Source organism: Agrobacterium radiobacter (genome assembly GCF_040801995.1).
In the GTDB taxonomy this organism is placed as follows: Bacteria; Pseudomonadota; Alphaproteobacteria; order Rhizobiales; family Rhizobiaceae; genus Agrobacterium; species Agrobacterium radiobacter.
In genome coordinates, this window is sequence record NZ_JBEGHX010000002.1 from 532,740 (window position 1) to 548,699 (window position 15,960).

The 15,960-nt window shown below is 59.6% G+C and carries 14 protein-coding genes and 1 riboswitch; of the genes, 2 read left to right on the top strand and 12 right to left on the bottom strand.

All coding sequences use genetic code 11. The annotated features are described in order from the left end of the window. Positions 1-68: 68 nt before the first annotated feature. The 7 genes from MRBLRC7O_RS16350 to MRBLRC7O_RS16380 form a co-directional block, all read right to left on the bottom strand. On the bottom strand, positions 69-2,861 hold the full coding sequence (locus MRBLRC7O_RS16350) for a TonB-dependent receptor (RefSeq protein ID WP_020808672.1): 2,793 nt from the start codon (positions 2,859-2,861) through the stop codon (positions 69-71). A gap of 149 nt (positions 2,862-3,010) precedes the next feature. Then, positions 3,011-4,006: a FecR family protein gene (locus tag MRBLRC7O_RS16355; RefSeq protein ID WP_020808671.1), complete on the bottom strand. Its 996-nt coding sequence runs from the start codon at positions 4,004-4,006 to the stop codon at positions 3,011-3,013. Positions 4,007-4,116: 110 nt separating this feature from the next. Further along, positions 4,117-4,617 (bottom strand): RNA polymerase sigma factor, encoded by a 501-nt coding sequence (locus MRBLRC7O_RS16360; RefSeq protein WP_003506803.1) that lies wholly within the window; start codon positions 4,615-4,617, stop codon positions 4,117-4,119. A gap of 206 nt (positions 4,618-4,823) precedes the next feature. Beyond that, entirely contained in the window at positions 4,824-5,576 is a 753-nt protein-coding gene (locus tag MRBLRC7O_RS16365) for an ABC transporter ATP-binding protein (RefSeq protein ID WP_003506804.1), read from the bottom strand. Continuing rightward, positions 5,570-6,637: a FecCD family ABC transporter permease gene (locus MRBLRC7O_RS16370; protein ID WP_003506805.1), complete on the bottom strand. Its 1,068-nt coding sequence runs from the start codon at positions 6,635-6,637 to the stop codon at positions 5,570-5,572. Before MRBLRC7O_RS16370 ends, MRBLRC7O_RS16365 begins: the two co-directional genes overlap by 7 nt. After that, positions 6,634-7,773 carry an ABC transporter substrate-binding protein gene (locus MRBLRC7O_RS16375; protein ID WP_020808670.1) on the bottom strand — a complete coding sequence of 380 codons (1,140 nt, stop codon included), beginning with the start codon at positions 7,771-7,773 and terminating at the stop codon, positions 6,634-6,636. Before MRBLRC7O_RS16375 ends, MRBLRC7O_RS16370 begins: the two co-directional genes overlap by 4 nt. A gap of 96 nt (positions 7,774-7,869) precedes the next feature. Beyond that, positions 7,870-9,003 (bottom strand): ABC transporter substrate-binding protein, encoded by a 1,134-nt coding sequence (locus MRBLRC7O_RS16380; protein ID WP_003506807.1) that lies wholly within the window; start codon positions 9,001-9,003, stop codon positions 7,870-7,872. 113 nt (positions 9,004-9,116) lie between these two features. On the opposite strand from MRBLRC7O_RS16380, the gene MRBLRC7O_RS16385 reads away from it, so the two are divergent. Next, positions 9,117-9,941 (top strand): class I SAM-dependent methyltransferase, encoded by an 825-nt coding sequence (locus tag MRBLRC7O_RS16385; protein WP_060726925.1) that lies wholly within the window; start codon positions 9,117-9,119, stop codon positions 9,939-9,941. 39 nt (positions 9,942-9,980) lie between these two features. Here the strand turns inward: MRBLRC7O_RS16385 and MRBLRC7O_RS16390 are convergent, their stop codons facing one another. From MRBLRC7O_RS16390 to MRBLRC7O_RS16410, 5 genes are all read right to left on the bottom strand, one after another. Beyond that, entirely contained in the window at positions 9,981-10,460 is a 480-nt protein-coding gene (locus MRBLRC7O_RS16390) for a pseudoazurin (protein ID WP_060726926.1), read from the bottom strand. Then, positions 10,457-11,257, bottom strand: a complete 801-nt coding sequence (locus MRBLRC7O_RS16395) for an ABC transporter ATP-binding protein (RefSeq protein ID WP_003506813.1) — start codon at positions 11,255-11,257, stop codon at positions 10,457-10,459. Before MRBLRC7O_RS16395 ends, MRBLRC7O_RS16390 begins: the two co-directional genes overlap by 4 nt. Further along, a complete protein-coding gene (locus MRBLRC7O_RS16400; RefSeq protein WP_003506816.1) occupies positions 11,254-12,282 on the bottom strand; it encodes a FecCD family ABC transporter permease in 1,029 nt (342 codons plus the stop codon). Before MRBLRC7O_RS16400 ends, MRBLRC7O_RS16395 begins: the two co-directional genes overlap by 4 nt. Next, on the bottom strand, positions 12,279-13,310 hold the full coding sequence (locus MRBLRC7O_RS16405; RefSeq protein WP_060726927.1) for an ABC transporter substrate-binding protein: 1,032 nt from the start codon (positions 13,308-13,310) through the stop codon (positions 12,279-12,281). Before MRBLRC7O_RS16405 ends, MRBLRC7O_RS16400 begins: the two co-directional genes overlap by 4 nt. 158 nt (positions 13,311-13,468) lie before the next feature. Then, positions 13,469-13,703, bottom strand: a riboswitch (cobalamin riboswitch). Positions 13,704-13,742: 39 nt separating this feature from the next. Beyond that, a complete protein-coding gene (locus MRBLRC7O_RS16410; protein ID WP_020812175.1) occupies positions 13,743-14,621 on the bottom strand; it encodes a GNAT family N-acetyltransferase in 879 nt (292 codons plus the stop codon). Between the two features lie 203 nt (positions 14,622-14,824). Between MRBLRC7O_RS16410 and argE the strand changes: the two genes are divergently transcribed. After that, a complete protein-coding gene (gene argE / locus MRBLRC7O_RS16415; RefSeq protein ID WP_020812176.1) occupies positions 14,825-15,949 on the top strand; it encodes an acetylornithine deacetylase in 1,125 nt (374 codons plus the stop codon). The last annotated feature ends 11 nt before the right edge of the window (positions 15,950-15,960 follow it).

Consider the following 15,960-nt stretch of genomic DNA (forward strand, 5'->3'; position numbering starts at 1 on the left):
GTCCTGTAGCGAAGGCGTTTCATCTCCGGGACGGGCTGCAACCCAGCCCGGAGAATTTCTTCCACGCTTCAGAACTTCACGTTCATCGTCGCGATAAAGGTACGGCCCGGCGCCGTGTAGGCGCTGGCTGCCGGGATATATTTGCGGTCCGTCAGGTTGTTGACGGCGAAGCGAAGCGTGGCCTTGTCGTTGAAGGCGTAGGAACCGTAGAGATCCACCGTCGTGTAGGGATCGGTCACCTCACGCAGATTGCCCTCCGTATCGAGCGTGCGCGACTGCGTTGGCGTGACGTGGTTGAGCCTTGCGCCCAACGAGAATTTCTCATCAAAGAAACGCATGCCGCCATCGAGCGTCAGCTTCACCTTGGGCGCGACATCGCCGGGCCAGGCGACGATCTCACCCGTTGTCGTGGTAGTGCTGTTGGAGAAAACCTGTGTCTTTTCAGGCCATTCCGTCTTCAGAAACGTCGCCGAGCCGCCGATCCAGAAACTGCGGGCATCGTAATTGCCCTCAAATTCAAGCCCGCGCATATAGGTCGTGCCATCAAGATTGATGAAGCTGGTATAGGTGCGGTCGAGGACCTGATCCGTGACGAGATAACCGAGAGCGATGTAGTCCTTCACCTCCCGGCGAAAGGCGGCCATTTTGATGCGGATGGAATCGTCGTCCAGCAGCACGCCATCGAAGCTGATATTCGCACCGATTTCATAGGTCGTCGCTTTTTCGGCGCGCAGGGCCTGGTTCGGAGCGTATTCGTATCCGGCGCTATCGCCCGGACGCGCACCGGCGAAAAATGCCTCGAGAATTGTCGGCGGACGCAGGCTCTGGGAATAGCTCACATAGGGGCGGAACCAGTCGACGGGTTTCAGTTCGATGGTGGCCGAGGGGAGCCAGTCGCTGTAGGTGCGATCGATATCGACATTGTGCTCAGGGTATTCGGTGACGGGTATCGGCGGCGTGGTTGTACCGGTTCCCGGCATGCAGCCCGCCGAGGCGTTGGGCCAGGCACGCGCGAGATAAAGCGCATAACGTGTCGCCCAGCTCGGATTTGCCGGAAGAAAGACCCGATTGAAATAGTCTAGAGCCGTATAGTGGTTACGAACGGGATCGCAAGCAACAGACGTGTCGATGAGATAGCTGCGGGTGCTGTAATAAGTCGCTGACCCTTTCAGGCGCGACCAATCATAACGCACACCGCCGCTGAGCGTGATCCAATCCGCCGGCTCCAATTCCCCGTTTAAAAACAGACTTGCGACATCGCGCCTTCCAGCGGGACTGAAAGCCGTGTAACTGCTGGCATAAGCGGGATTTTGCACGATTGTGGCACTCGTGGCCACGGAGGTAGCGATGTCCCGGAAGGCTTCCGCTCCATAATTCAGGCTGAGTGCACCCGCCACCGTGTCGAAACGACTGGTATTTTCCAGACTACCGCCGAAGCTGCGCAGGCCCATGTCGAGATTGGTTTCAGAAGCATAGCCAGCGCTTCCATCGAGTTTATTGCGCGCCGCACGAAGTTCATGCGTCATATTATCGTTCAGCCACAGCGACGATTTGAAGTCGATGAGCTCGCTCTCCGGGTCCCAGTCCAGCTTCGCAACAACGCTGTCGTTTCGCACGCTTTCCCGGTCGATCACCGTGGACGCGCCCTGAACGAAATCATTCTCCTGATGCATCCAGGAAAGCGAGGCCTTCACGTCGCCGAAGTCGCCTTCACCCTTGAAAAAGGTGGACCAGCCATCGCGGCCGAGCAGGTCTTTCATCGTCAGCGCGGTGCTTCGGGCCTCACCCTTTGTTCCGATCTTGTATTCATCCATGATCGTGCGGCTGTAGCCGGCGACGAAGGAAAGAGGACCATCCGGCGAGCGGACGGCGCCGAGAACCGAGCCCTGAAAATCATAGCCATTGGTGCCGCGGGAAACATTCACTTCCCCACCCTTGTTCTCACCTGCGGCAATCAGATCATCGGCGCTGACGGTGCGGAACTCGACCTTGCCACCCAGAGAGCCGGCATTGCCTGAGCGCGCATTGGTTATTTTCTCGATTTCGACGGCACGGATGAAAGCAACATCGACATAACCCTGCCCGGCGCTTGCGGTGTAGCTCGTCGCGCCGCCGAAAGCCGCACCACGCTGCGCATTCTGCCGCGCACCATCAATGGAGACGACCACGCGGCCGCTTTCCTGCAAACCGCGCACATTGGGCGAAACGGTTGGGAAACTACCATTGCCTTCGCCGGCATAAACGCCCGAAACCCGGTTGAAAACATCGCGCGTGTTGCGCACGCCGGCCGACTGGATCGCCTCACGGCCAACCACGCTGACGCTGGCAGGCGTTTCATAAACCCAGTCGGGCGTGCCCTGATAACCGGAGCCGGCAATGGAATTACGCCCGGTTTTGCCGGTCACGGTAATGGTTTGGAGAACCGTCGTCCCCTCCGTCCCCGAGAGATCGACGGTCGATTGCCCCGTGCCGATGATGACGGTTCTGCCGTTTCCGGTGATGCGGAAATTGACCCCCGTTCCCGCCAGCAACCGCGACAGCGCATCCCGTACCGTGAAACTGCCAGTGACGGCATTGGTGCGCACATTGCCGGCAGACGGGGTGGCAAGCGTGACCTGAAGGCCGGATTGACGCCCGAAAGCGCCCACGACGGAGGATAGTGACTGGGCGGGAATATTGAATGGCCGCGTTGCCCCCTGCTCACCACCGGGGCGCTGAGAATTTGCGGTGTCAGTCCCGGTCTGAGCAAAAATAGGCGCGGCGAATGAAACGGCGATCGCCGTTGTCGCCAGCAGCACGCCCCTGCGCGCCTGCTTTGCCGCTTTTTCCTCTGAACCGGTCTTGCATGTCTGGAGGCGCATATTGCTTTCGTCTTCCTGTCTTTCGCTCCGGATATATCTTGACCGGATTACTCAACAAAAAGACGATTGCCTCGTCGATTTTTTTCAGACTTTCGGGAGAAATTTTATAAATTACTGAAAATAAATATGATTTTTTGTTTCGAAGTGTTTCAGAAACGGGTGATGATGCGGGCGCTGCCGCCAATCGCATGCACCTTGCCCTTGTACGGTTCCACCAGCGCCTCCAGCGCGCGATCCGGATCGCGCAGATCGTAAAAACCCGTCACCCTCTGTTCGGCAAGCCGCTTGTCGGCCATCGTCAGCCATGCCGGATGGTAGCGCTGGATCTGCTCCACGACCGAGCCTATCGTCGCATCGACCACGTAGAGTTCACCGTTGCGCCAGCCGCCAATATCCTCGACGGAAACAGTCTCTTTGCGGATCGCGCCGGAAGCATCGACAATCAGCATCTCGCCCGGCACGAGCCGCGTTGACGGCTCATTGCGGAAGGACGCTTCCACGGAACCATGCGCCAGCGCCACTTGCGTCACTCCATCCGTCAGGTCGACGTCAAAAGCCGTGCCCAGCACCTGAACGGTCAGGCTTTTTGCCTTCACGACAAAGGGACGGGTTTTGTCCGGCACGACATCGAAAAAAGCTTCACCCTTCAGCACCGTCACATTGCGACGGCCATCCGTGAAATCCGTTGAAAGCGCGCTCGCCGCCGCAAGCTGCACCTTGCTGCCGTCTTCCAGCGTTATCGTGCGGTTTTCAGCGGTGGTGGTCTGATAATCAGCCTCCAGGCGAACGAAAAATGCTGGAACGAACAGCATCGCAAGACAGAGCGATGCTGCCGCTGCGGCCGCGCCGGCATAATGCCGCACGGACCAGCGCCGCCGCTGCGGCTTTGTCGCGGCCTCACCCGGCAGATGTGGCGCGTCTTCCCAGAGGCTCTTGAATTCCGGCTCTACCAGACCGAGGTTCCGCCACGTCTTGCATGTTCGTTCCCAGGCGAGACGGTTTGCGGGCGCAGCCGCCAGCCATTTTTCAAATTCCGCCTTCAGCCGCGGTTCGGCTGAGCCCGACTGCAAACGCAGCAGCCAGTCGGCCGCCTCTTCCGCCTTCCCGGCCGGCAGTTCAATTTTTTTCTCTGGATCAATGGTCATTGAACCGGGCCAGTTCCTTTGGGGGGCGGAGGAGAAGCGTCGTCTTCTGCATTGCTATAAAGACGTTTGACGAAGAGTTTTTTTTCACAGGGCGGCACAATCAGGACAATTTACTTCATTTCTTTGGTAATCGCGGCAATGCTGCCCTTGATCAGGCGGTGTGCGCTGGCCACGGACACGCCGAGGTGACGCGCAATCTCCTCCATATTGTAACCACCGAATCTGTGCATTTCCAATGCCACCCTTGCCTGAACCGGCAGACCGGCCAAAATAGTCCGCATCTGCCGGACTTCATCGCAGAAAAGCGCATGTTCCTCCGGTGTGCCACTGTCCTGCGGCATGCCCCAGAACGGCGTATCGTCCGGCCGTTCCCTCAGGTCCTGGCGGCTGCGCCTGATATTGTCGAGTGCAAGATTGCGAACGATGCGGAAGAGATAGGATTTGAGATTGGAAGGATTGCCGGAGGCCTCGGGAACGAATTTCAGGAATGCTTCCTGAACCACGTCCTCCGCATCCGCCCGCGACCCCAGAATGAGGGTGGCATATTTGATCAGGTCGACCCTATGCGCGACGTAAGCGTTATAACGCTTGTCATCTTCCCGTATGCCCATGTCTCAACCGAGAGAAATTTGAGGGATCGACCAAACCCGCCGTCCCCCGAATGGCCGCGCAGTTTTGCCGTCCAAAGCTCTAGCATCCAAACCGTGGCTCGAACAGATATTTCATGACTTTTATCATCAAGAATTTGTGCAGGCTGCGAATCCAAGCGCCCGTCGGCAAGCGGACCCGGCAACGGATGCGGCCGGGTCTTGACCGGTCAGATGGCCCCGTCGACGATGACCATGGGTCTGCCCTGCGAGCAGGGCTCGATACGGGCATCGATGCGATAGATATCGCGCAGCATTTCAGGGGTTATCACCGCTTCGGTACTGCCGCTCACCACCATTTCACCGCGCGCGATCACCATCGTATTTTCGCAATAACGAAGCGCATGGTTGAGGTCATGCAGGGCGATCAGCACGATCATGCCGGTCTTCTGCGCAAGATCGGTAACGAAGCCCAGAACTTCAATCTGCCGGTGGAGATCGAGCGCGGAGGTCGGCTCGTCCATCAACAACACTTCCGGCTTGCGGGCCAGCGCCTGCGCCAGCGAAACAAGCTGCCGCTGGCCGCCGGATAGCTCGCCGAGGCCGCGGAAAGCCAGATCGTGGATTTTCAGCGCCTTGAGAATGGCGTCGATCTCGAACAGCTCGTCATCGTGAACCCGCCAGCCGCCGCCCTGCTTGGCGGAAAGAAGCACGGATTCATAGACAGTCAGCACGGCGTTCGCACCGGTATCCTGCGGCATATAGCAGATGGCGCGGTTGCCACGCGCCGTGTCCGAGAGCTCGACCAGACCGGGACCAGAAATCAGGCTGGCGATGCGTTTGAAAAGCGTGGACTTGCCGGCGGCATTCGGGCCGATTACGGCCGTAACACTACCGCTTTCCAGCGTATCGATGCCGACCTTGGAGAGTACAGTGATGCGCCCATAGGCGGCGCCGACATCTCTCAGTGCGAGCGCTACCATGCGCGTCTCCTGTTGCCGAAAATAAGCGCGAAGAAGAAGGGTACGCCGACAAGCGCGGTGATGACACCGATCGGCAGGATCGCACCGGGAATGAGGATCTTGCTGATGACCGAGGTTGCCGACAGAAGCAGCGCGCCGCAGATCACCGAGCCGGGCAGGAAGAAACGCTGGTCTTCGCCAACAACCATGCGGGCGATGTGCGGACCGACCAGCCCGACGAAACCGATGGTGCCGACAAAAGAAACCGGAATGGCCGCCAGAAGGCTGACCGTCAGCATGGTCGTCAACCGCAGCCGCCGGACATTGATGCCCATGCTGGCCGCCTTGTCATCGCCGAGCCTCAGCGCCGTCAGCGCCCAGGCATTGCGCATGAACATCGGCACGGTGACGAGGAGGATGGCAGCCGTGATATAGACCTTGTCCCAGGTCGCCTTGGTCAGGCTGCCCATGGTCCAGAAAACCACGGCGGCAAGCGCCTGTTCAGACGCCAGATATTCAAGCAGCGACAGCGCCGCATTGAAAGTGAACACCAGAGCGATGCCGAGCAGCACGATGGTTTCAACCGTCACTCCGCGAAGCGTCGAGGCGAAATGGATGAAGAGGGCCGCGACCATGGCCATGATGAAGGCATTGATCGGCACCATGTAATGCACCGCGCCCGGAAAGATCGCCACGCCGCCAACCAGCGCCAGCGCCGCACCAAAACTTGCCGCGGCGGAAATGCCGAGCGTAAAGGGGCTGGCGAGCGGGTTTGACAGGATGGTCTGCATCTGTGCGCCCGCAACCGAAAGCGACGCGCCGACAGTGACTGCCATCAGCGCGATCGGCATGCGGATATCCCAGATCACCACCCGGAGCTGGTTTCCGACGGCAGCCGGATCGGCAATGGTCGCCAGAACCTCGGAGAGCGTGTAGCGCGCCGGGCCGAGCGCCATGTCGGCGGCCATGCTGAAACACAGGGCGATAAAAAGCCCGAAGAGGATGATGATCCTGCGCGCGGCAAGGGCGCGATATTGATCGCGCCCACTGATGCCAACCGCGCTTTCATTCAGCGAACTCATTGGTTCAAACCTTTTTCCAGCGAGGCGAAATAGCCCGGCTTGTAGGTGACGGGAAGGAATTTGCGGTGAAACTCCTCAAAATTCTTTTCGGGATCGAGATCGGCGAAGAGATCGGGATGGAACCACTTGGCGAATTGCTGGATCGGGAAGAACTCGTAAGGCGCGCCATAGAACTGATGCCAGACGGCGTGGACATTGCCTTCCTTCACGGCCTTCAGTTCAGGAAACGGCGTGCGCTTCATCAGGTTGGCGAGCCTTTCGCGGGAAAGGGTCATATCCGCGCCGCGGCCGACAGGAACGAACTGGTTGATGTCGGATTCGGCCGCCCAGTTGGAGCCTGTGACGATGACATGGTCCGGATCGGCAACGACGAGCTGCTCTGGATTGAGATCGCCGAACGTCGTATTGATGATGCCGTCGGCAATATTGTGGCCGCCGGCAAGATCGACCATCGCACCGAAATTGACTGGCCCGAAAGTGCGGCAGCAATTGTTTTCGCCGGAAATGCCGGGCGCACGTTCGATGAAGACGTTCGGGCGCTTCAGGTCCTTGACGCTTGCTAGCCGATCGGTCACGCGGGCGATTTCAGCACGGCGGTAGGCAATGAATTCCCTCGCGCGCTCTTCGGCGCCAAACAGCTTGCCGAGAATCTCGACCGAGGCTTCGCTGTTCTTTTCAGGATCGATGCGGAAATCGAGATAGATGATCTTGATACCGGCGGCGGCGGCCTTTTCTTCGAAACCACTTTCCTTCGCGGACTTCTCCGCTTCCAGATTGAGGGTGATCACATCCGGCGAAAGGGTGATGGCGGTTTCCAGGCTGAAATCGCCCTGCGGCACATAACCGAAACGCGGCAGTTTCTCGATCTGCGGAAAACGCTCGACATAGGCGGCATAACTGTCGGGATCCTTCTTGAGAAGGTCGTCACGCCAGCCGACGATGGTATCAAAGGTCTGCTCGCCCTTGAGCGCCGCGATGACGTGCACCTGACGGGCTTCACCAACGATAACGCGCTTGGCTGGCAGGTCCAGCTCAACCTTGCGCCCGGTGACATCGGTGATTTCCCCGGCACGAGCCGTCACGGCGAGAAGGGAGAAGGCCAGCACCGCAAGATGCCTGAGAGCGTTGAGCCGCATGAGAAGTCCTCATTGAGTTCCAAAACAAAGCGATAAAGCCGCATGGCTGCGGCTTTATCCATCGGTCGGACGGCGCTCCCCTTCACCGTCCCTGTATTACTTGGCGTCCTTCAGTGAAACGAAGTAGCCGGGCTTGTAGTCGAGCGGCAGGAAGCGGGCATGCAGCTCCTTGAAGGTCGCCTCGGGGTCCAGATCCTTAAAGAGGTCGGGATGCAGCCACTTGGCGATTTCCTGAATGGCCACGAACTGGTAGGGATTGTTGTAGAACTGATGCCAGATGGCGTGGACATTGCCGTCCTTCACCGCCTGCACACCGGTGAAAGCCGGGCGCTTGGTCAGGTTTTCAAGCTTGCGATGCGCTTCCTTCAGATCCGCGCCATAACCGACGCCGACCCAGTTGCCGCCCGGCACATAACCGTTCCAGTTGCCGCCGGTGATGATGACCTGCTCCGGGTTGGAGGCGATGATCTGTTCCGGATTGACGTTGCCGAAGGTGCCGGGAATGATGTCCTTGGCCATGTTGATGCCGCCGGCAAGCTCGACCATCTTGCCGAAATTCTCGTTGCCGAAAGACATGCAGCAATCGTCGGAGTAACCGCCGGCGCGCTCCATGAACACGACAGGCTTCTTCGGATTGGCCTTTTCAAGCGTATCGGTGACCTTGGCGATGGAGTCGGCGCGGAACTTGATGAAGTCCTCGGCGATCTTTTCCTTGCCGGTCAGCTGGCCCATGAGGCGCATGCTCGGCTCGGTATTTTCCATCGGCTTTTCGCGGAAATCGACGTAAACCAGCGGAATGCCGACCTTGGCGAGCTTTTCGATATAGCCTGCTTCTTCGGTCGCCGTCTTGGCGTCGATATTCATCAGGATCACGTCAGGCTTCAGCGAAACGGCCTGCTCGATGTCGAAGGTGCCGTCCTTCATGCCGCCGAAAGTGGGCAGCTTGGCAACCTCGGGATATTTGGCGAGATAGGCGGCATAGGTTTCCGGATCAGCTTTCGCCAGATCGTCGCGCCAGCCAACGACGTGCTGGAAAGGGTTTTCCTTGTCGAGCGCAGCCAGGAAATAAATCTGGCGACCTTCGCCGAGGATGACGTGCGATACGGGCACATTGACCTCGACATCGCGGCCCGTCACATCCTTGACGGTGACCTTTTCGGCGAATGCCGGCCATGCGGCGGATACGAGAAGGCCAAGGGCAAGTGCCGCAGATTTGGCTGAGATGCGCATCGGATATTGCTCTCCAGTGTTGACTGGCGCGGCTGTATTATTTTCTGACTGTACTAGTCAACATTTATGTTTTAGAGCCATTCTTAACTGACCGGTACATGAGTTGAACACCGATGATCGATACCATCCAATACGGCAAAAACGACAGTCTGAGAGACGAAATCAAATCCTATTGGTCCGGCCGCGCCGCGACTTTCGACCTTTCGCCCGGGCATGAAATTTTCTCCGAAGACGAGCGTGCAGCCTGGCACGCGCTTATCCTGAAACATCTGGGCCGCGGAGAGGGCCGCAAGGCGCTTGATCTCGCCAGCGGCACCGGCGTCATCTCACACCTGATGGACGATCTCGGTTTTCAGGTTACCGGCATGGACTGGTCGGAAACGATGCTGGCCCTTGCCCGGGAAAAAGCGAAAAAACGTGGACGCAACATCCGCTTTTTCGTCGGCGATGCCGAAAACACCATGGAGCCGGATGAAAGCGCCGACGTCATCATCACCCGTCATCTGGTCTGGACGCTGGTGGACCCACAGGCGAGTTTTGCCGAATGGTTCCGTGTCTTGAAACCCGGCGGGCGGCTTCTGATCGTTGACGGCGATTTCGTGAATACCGGCTGGCGCGAAAAGCTGGTGAAGAAACTGGCGGCCAGCCTCGAAAACATCGGCCTCATTAAACCGGACCAGCCGCACAAGCCGGCGGACCCGGAAAATACCTTCAACAGCATCCTCTCGCGGGTCTATTTTTCGAAGGGCGCAAGGGCCGGCGATGTCGCGGCGCTGTTACGCACGACCGGTTTCGAACCTGTCGCGATCGATCAGGAACTTCAGGCCATTCACCGCGCCCAGGCGAAAAACTTCAGCCTTCTAAAAGGCGTCCTGCGCGGGCTGCAGCATCGTTATGCGGTATGTGCGGTGAAGCCGGATGTTACTGGCAAAAGCTGAGGCGACATCAACCGCCGCAGCTGGGCCTCCGACATCGCTTTATTTTTCCGCCTGCTCGAAAAGATCGTCGAACCGTGGTTTGGCGCGACCCGGCACGTCCACCGTCCTGTAGCTCTGCGGCAGGGTCGCATCGCCCACCTTGATCAGCATGACCATGCCCATGCCGTAATGCGGCGAGCATTTTATGCCGTAAAAGCCCGGCTTTTCGAACCCGGTCTCGAACTCGTCATTGATCCGGCTTTTGAACCCTTCGACACCTTCCGGAACCATGCCATCGATGGTCGCGGCATTGTGGCTCTTGTGAGTGGGCACAAAGCGTACGCGGTCGCCGGGCGCGATTTCGAGAAAATCGGGCTCGAATACCATCGGGCCCTTTTCGCCCCGGTTCAGCATTTTCACCTCGAAGGTCTCGGCTGAAGCCTGAAGCGGAAAGCCCGTGACCGTCACGGCAATTGCGGCAGCGGCGCAAAACAGTCTGGTCTTTGCAACGGCGTTTGCGAGCATCGTCAACATCATCATCGTGCCAATACTTTCCTTGGGTGCTCGGCCCGCCCATGGGCCGGCAGAAAACGAATATGGGAAAAGCCGCCCTCGTCCGTGGTGACGACACATTTGACTCCGAAAACCTCGGCTATTGTCGCCGGTGTCAGAACGTCCCGCGGCGGGCCGACCGCGATCATCTCACCCCGATGCATGATGGCGACGCGGTCGCAGAACATAGCGGCGTGATTGAGATCGTGCAGCGCCGCAACGACGGTCAGGCCCTGCCGGCGCACCAGATCGAGCAGGCCGATCTGATGGCCTATGTCGAGGTGATTGGTCGGTTCGTCCAGAAGCAGGATATGTGGCTCCTGCGTCAATGCGCGCGCGATATGCAGACGCTGGCGTTCGCCGCCGGAAAGATGATGCCAGTTGCGCTCCGCCTTGTCGGCCATGTCGACATTGGCAAGTGCCGCATCAACAATGGCGTCGTCATTCTGTGACCAGGCGGAAAGCGGCCCGAGATAGGGCGTGCGCCCAAGCTCCACGGCCTGCCGTGCGGTGATGCGCTCTGTCGTTTCAGCCTGTTGCTCCACGAAGGCGAGCCGGCGGGCAAGGTCGCGGCGTCCCAGCGAGGCAAGCGGCTCCTCGCCAAGCGTAACGTGCCCCCGGCGTGGTTTGCGAATTCCCGCCAGCATGGAAAGCAGCGTGCTCTTGCCGGAACCATTCGGGCCGATGATGCCCAGAAACTCCCCGGAACCGACATTGAGCGAAACGCCGCGCACGATATCGATATTGCCGGCATGGAAATGCAGGCCGTGGGCGGATAACTTCATGACCGCGCCCTCTTTTGCCCCAGGATGAAAGCGAAGGCGGGCGCGCCGACCAGCGCGGTGATGACGCCGATGGGCAGCACCTGCCCCGGAATGACGATGCGCGAGAGAATATCCGCGACTATCATGAAAACCGCACCGGTCAGTGCCGTCACCGGCAGCAAGATGCCATGGCGAACGCCGACGAAGATGCGCGCGGCATGGGGAATGACGAGCCCGACGAAACCGATGGAGCCGACCAGCGACACCATCGCGGCCGTCATGATTGCCGAAACCGAGATCAGCACCGCATAGACCCACCGCACCGGGATACCGAGTGAAGCGGCGGCTTGACCGCCGAAGGCAAAGGCATCCAGCGCCCGGGCATACCAGAGACACACAGCAAGACCCGCAAGGCTGACCGGCAGCGCCAGCCAGACATCCGGCCAGCGCACGCCCGAGAGGTTGCCGAGCAGCCAGAACATAATGCCGCGCGCCTGTTCCGCATTGGCGGATTTGGTGACGATGAAAGAGGTCATGGCGTTGAACAGCTGCGACCCGGCCACCCCCGCCAGAATGATGGCGCTGTTGCCATGTCCCGCCCGCACCGCGAGAAGGCTGACCAGAGAAAAGGCCACAAAAGCACCGATGAGCGCGCCGGCCGGCATCGTCAGGAAACCCGCGCCAAAACCCAGAAGCGCGACAGCGACGGCACCGGTGGAGGCGCCGGCGGAAATGCCGAGAATATAGGGATCGGCAAGCGGGTTGCGCAGAAGCGATTGCAGCACCGCCCCGGCGAGCGCCAGCGAAGCCCCGCAGCAGGCGGCGACAACGGCGCGGCTGAGGCGATAACTCCAGACAATGCCCTCATCCAGCGGCTCCAACGGATAACCCGCATGGAAGACACGGTTGGCGATAGTTTTCGCCACGACGTCAAAAGGAATGGCGGTCTCGCCGATGGCCGCTCCAGCCATCAGCGCGACGAGCAGCAGGGCGAGCGCGGCGAAAGCCAGTCCCACCCTGCCGAAATGGACGGAAAGACCGTTCACTTGGCGAGGCCGGCAGCCGAAATCGCTTCAGCCAGCGTTTCGATGCCTTCAATGGTGCGAATGGTCGGGTTCATCGCCTGCGCATCCATCTCGAAGACATGACCTTCCTTGACGGCGGGCATGATGCTGGCCACGGGATCGCTGGCGAGGAACTTCAGCTTGACGGCGACATCGTCAGCCGGGAAGCGACGGCGGTCCATCTTGCCGGCGACGATGACGGAGGGATTTGCCTTGGCGATGGTTTCCCAGCCGACGGTCGGCCATTCCTCATCGCTTTCGATGACATTCTTTAAGCCCAGCGCGGACATGATGTAACCGGGCGCGCCGTTGCGGCCAGCCACATAGGGGTCGATATCCAGCTCGGCGCTGGAGAACCAGAAGACGGCCGAAAGCTTGCCATTTGCCAAGGCGATCTTGGCGCGGGCGGCTTCCTCACGCTTTTTCAGGTCGGCAACGACTTCCTCGCCGCGATCCTGCACGTTGAAGATTTTGGCGAGATCGCGGATTTCCTGATAGATCAGATCCATGGTGAAGCCGGTGTTGCGCACGCCGTCGCCACCGCCGGAATTATCCTTGCCGATGCAATCGGCAGGCGAGGTATAGACGGGAATGCCGAGTTCGGCGAATTGCGCCGGCGTTCCGACGACGCCTTCAGGGCCGATCTGCCACTGGAACTGGGTCGTTACGAGGTCGGGTCTCTTGCCGACAACCGCCTCAAAGCTCGGATCATTATCGGCCAGTCGCTCGACCTTGGCATTGGCCTCCTCGTAGCCCTTCAGAACCGGGCCGATCCACAGCGCCGTGCCGACCACCTTGTCAGCAACCCCGAGCAGATAAAGAACCTCGGTCGTGCTCTGGCCGACGGATACGGTGCGGGCGGGAGCCTGTTTGAAGGTGATCTCCTGACCGCAGCTGTTGATCGTCAGGGGGTAAGTGGTTTCGGCAGCGTTAGCGTTGGCAAGAGGCAAAACCGCAAACGCGGCGGCCAGAAAGCCGGCATGGACCGGCAGGCGTCTAGAATGAAACATGTGTTCTCCAGTCGAAAGTAAAACTTATTCCAGAGCAGCAGGCGTCAGAACGCGCAGCAACAGCGGGACGTCTTGTACGGAGAACGACGACGGGACGCAAACCAAATGTTATGAAATAACATTACAATCTCCTCCTCCGGGCTTCCCCGCCCGTAACGATGGTTCATATTTTGACGGCAGGTCTCCTGGCTCACGGATTTGCGTCACTCATCTGCCTTCCCGCATTCCAGAGAATACAGTGGCATGACGCCTTGAAGCGTCACTGGGATGAACGACAATCCGCTTACAGTTGCGGGGGCAGCCACGGCATTGGGCGAAAAAGATCGCCCGCACCATGTTCCCTATTAATCCCTTCGCCTTTCGGCTGCAGGAACCGTCGCTTTCTCACATAAGGGGCAACGGGCGGGGCGTCAATTGCGATAGTGCCGCACCTCAGCACAAAGACGGGCCAGCCAGGGCGAAAATCATTGCGGAACCAGAGCCAGCCGGTTGCGGCACGTTTTTCGACATGGTGGTAAGCGTTTCGATCACCACCAGGCCGGATTGCGTCAGAAAGTCGGTCAGAAGACCACTGTCACGCACGGCATCGAGACGGACGAGCTGATCGTCCAGATCGGAAAAATGCCGCCTGACCAGCGCAATGGCCTGCGTTTCCTCACCCGCAACGACCGGGCCGACAATATGGCCCCGTCCCGCTGCGCGCCGCAATGCAAAGGCCACGAGACGATCCGCCTCGAACAGGCCATAACCCTTATTTTCCCGCAGGAGACGCTGCAGGACGCGCTGGCGCGAGACACCGAAAGCCGCCTGATCCAGATCCGCAACAGCGGACAAATGGTCCCCCGAAAGCGGCTCGATCCTCTGTTTTCTTCCGAGCGTCGGCATCTCGGCAGGGCAGCGCGCCCTGCCACGAAGGAGATGTACTTTTTCCGCATCTCCGGCAAAACCCAGCCGGGCAAAAAGCCGCCGTGACGCTTCCGTAGCGTTCAGCCGCAGTGCAGCGTCAGGGTAATCTGCCATGAGTTGCCGCACCAACCATGGTGCGACGCCCTGTCCCTGCAAACGGGGGGAAACGATGACCATGCCGACCGTTGCGAAACCTTCATCATAAGGAAACAGCATGGCGGTTGCGACAACGCGGTCGATTTCGTCAAGCGCGGCAAGGCCGATGCCACATTGACGCAGGAAACACCATTCATTCGCGTGGTATCGCCATCCGACAGCCATGGAGAGGGCATGCAGATGATCGGCCTCCACATCGGCGATATCCACGGTTCGCAACTCGAAACTATCGACCTTGAGCAGCTCCATGACAAACGGCTCTCATTCCCTCCGGCGCGGAACCTTGATCCCGGCAGCCCAGCCCACGACATCCGAAGATAACCAGCCTTGCCGGCAGGAATTTTCCGAAAGCGCTGGAAAGACACAACAATCTACCGAAAACACCCCTATTTCAGCAGATAAACGCCGCCGGCCACTCTAAGCTTTTCGACGTTGAAGCGGCGGAGACAGCCATGAACGCAATCGAAATTCTGGAGCGTCTTGTCGGCTTCCCATCGGTCGTCGGAACCGCCAATGGCGATATCGCCGGGTGGATCGCCGATTATCTGGATAGTCACGGCGCGAAAGTATCGCTGCTTGCCGGTCCCGAGGGCGACCGCGCCAATCTCTTCGCCAGCTTCGGGCCGACAGATACCAGCGGATACATCCTGTCCGGCCATATGGATGTGGTGCCTGCCGGTGAGCCGGAATGGTCCTCCGATCCCTTCACCCTGAGAGCGGAAGGCGAGCGTCTTTACGGACGCGGAACCACCGACATGAAGGGATTTCTGGCCACGGTTCTCGCCGCGGCACCGGCATTTTCGCGCATGGCGCTGAATCGCCCCATTCATATTGCCTTTTCCTATGACGAAGAGGCGGGCTGCCGCGGCGTCCCGCACCTCATTGCCCGATTGCCGGAACTATGCGCAAAACCGGCGGGCGCGATCATCGGCGAACCGAGCAATCTGCGTGCCGTGCGCGCCCACAAGGGCAAGGCCGCTGCACGCATCACCATTCGCGGCCGCTCCGGCCATTCCTCGCGGCCGGATCAGGGCGTGAACGCCATCCATTTGATCACCGGCATCATGGCGAAGGCTGTCGAGACCGCACAGGCCCTGACGCAAGGCCCCTTCGAGGCGACATTCGAGCCACCCTATTCCTCCCTGCAGATCGGCACGGTGAAAGGCGGACAGGCGATCAACATCATTCCCGATCTCTGCGCCATCGAACTGGAAGCACGAGCAATTGCCGGTGTGTCGCCGCTCGCCCTGCTCCAGCCGGTGCGTGACGGCGTCGAAGCGCTCGCCGCTGAGGGCATCGACATAGAATGGGCACCGATGAGCGATTATCCGGCGATGTCCCTCGCCGCCGATGCGCCGCTCGTGAAGCTTCTGGAGGAATTAACCGGCGCGCCCTGCATCGCCGCCGTCAGCTACGGCACGGAGGCCGGGCTTTTTCAGGCGGCCGGCATCGACGCCATCATCTGTGGTCCGGGCGATATCGGCCGCGCCCACAAGCCGGACGAATTCATAACGGCCGGCGAACTTTCGGCCTGCCAGTCAATGCTGGAAACACTGGCGAACCGCTGCACGGTTTAAACCTTCGGAAC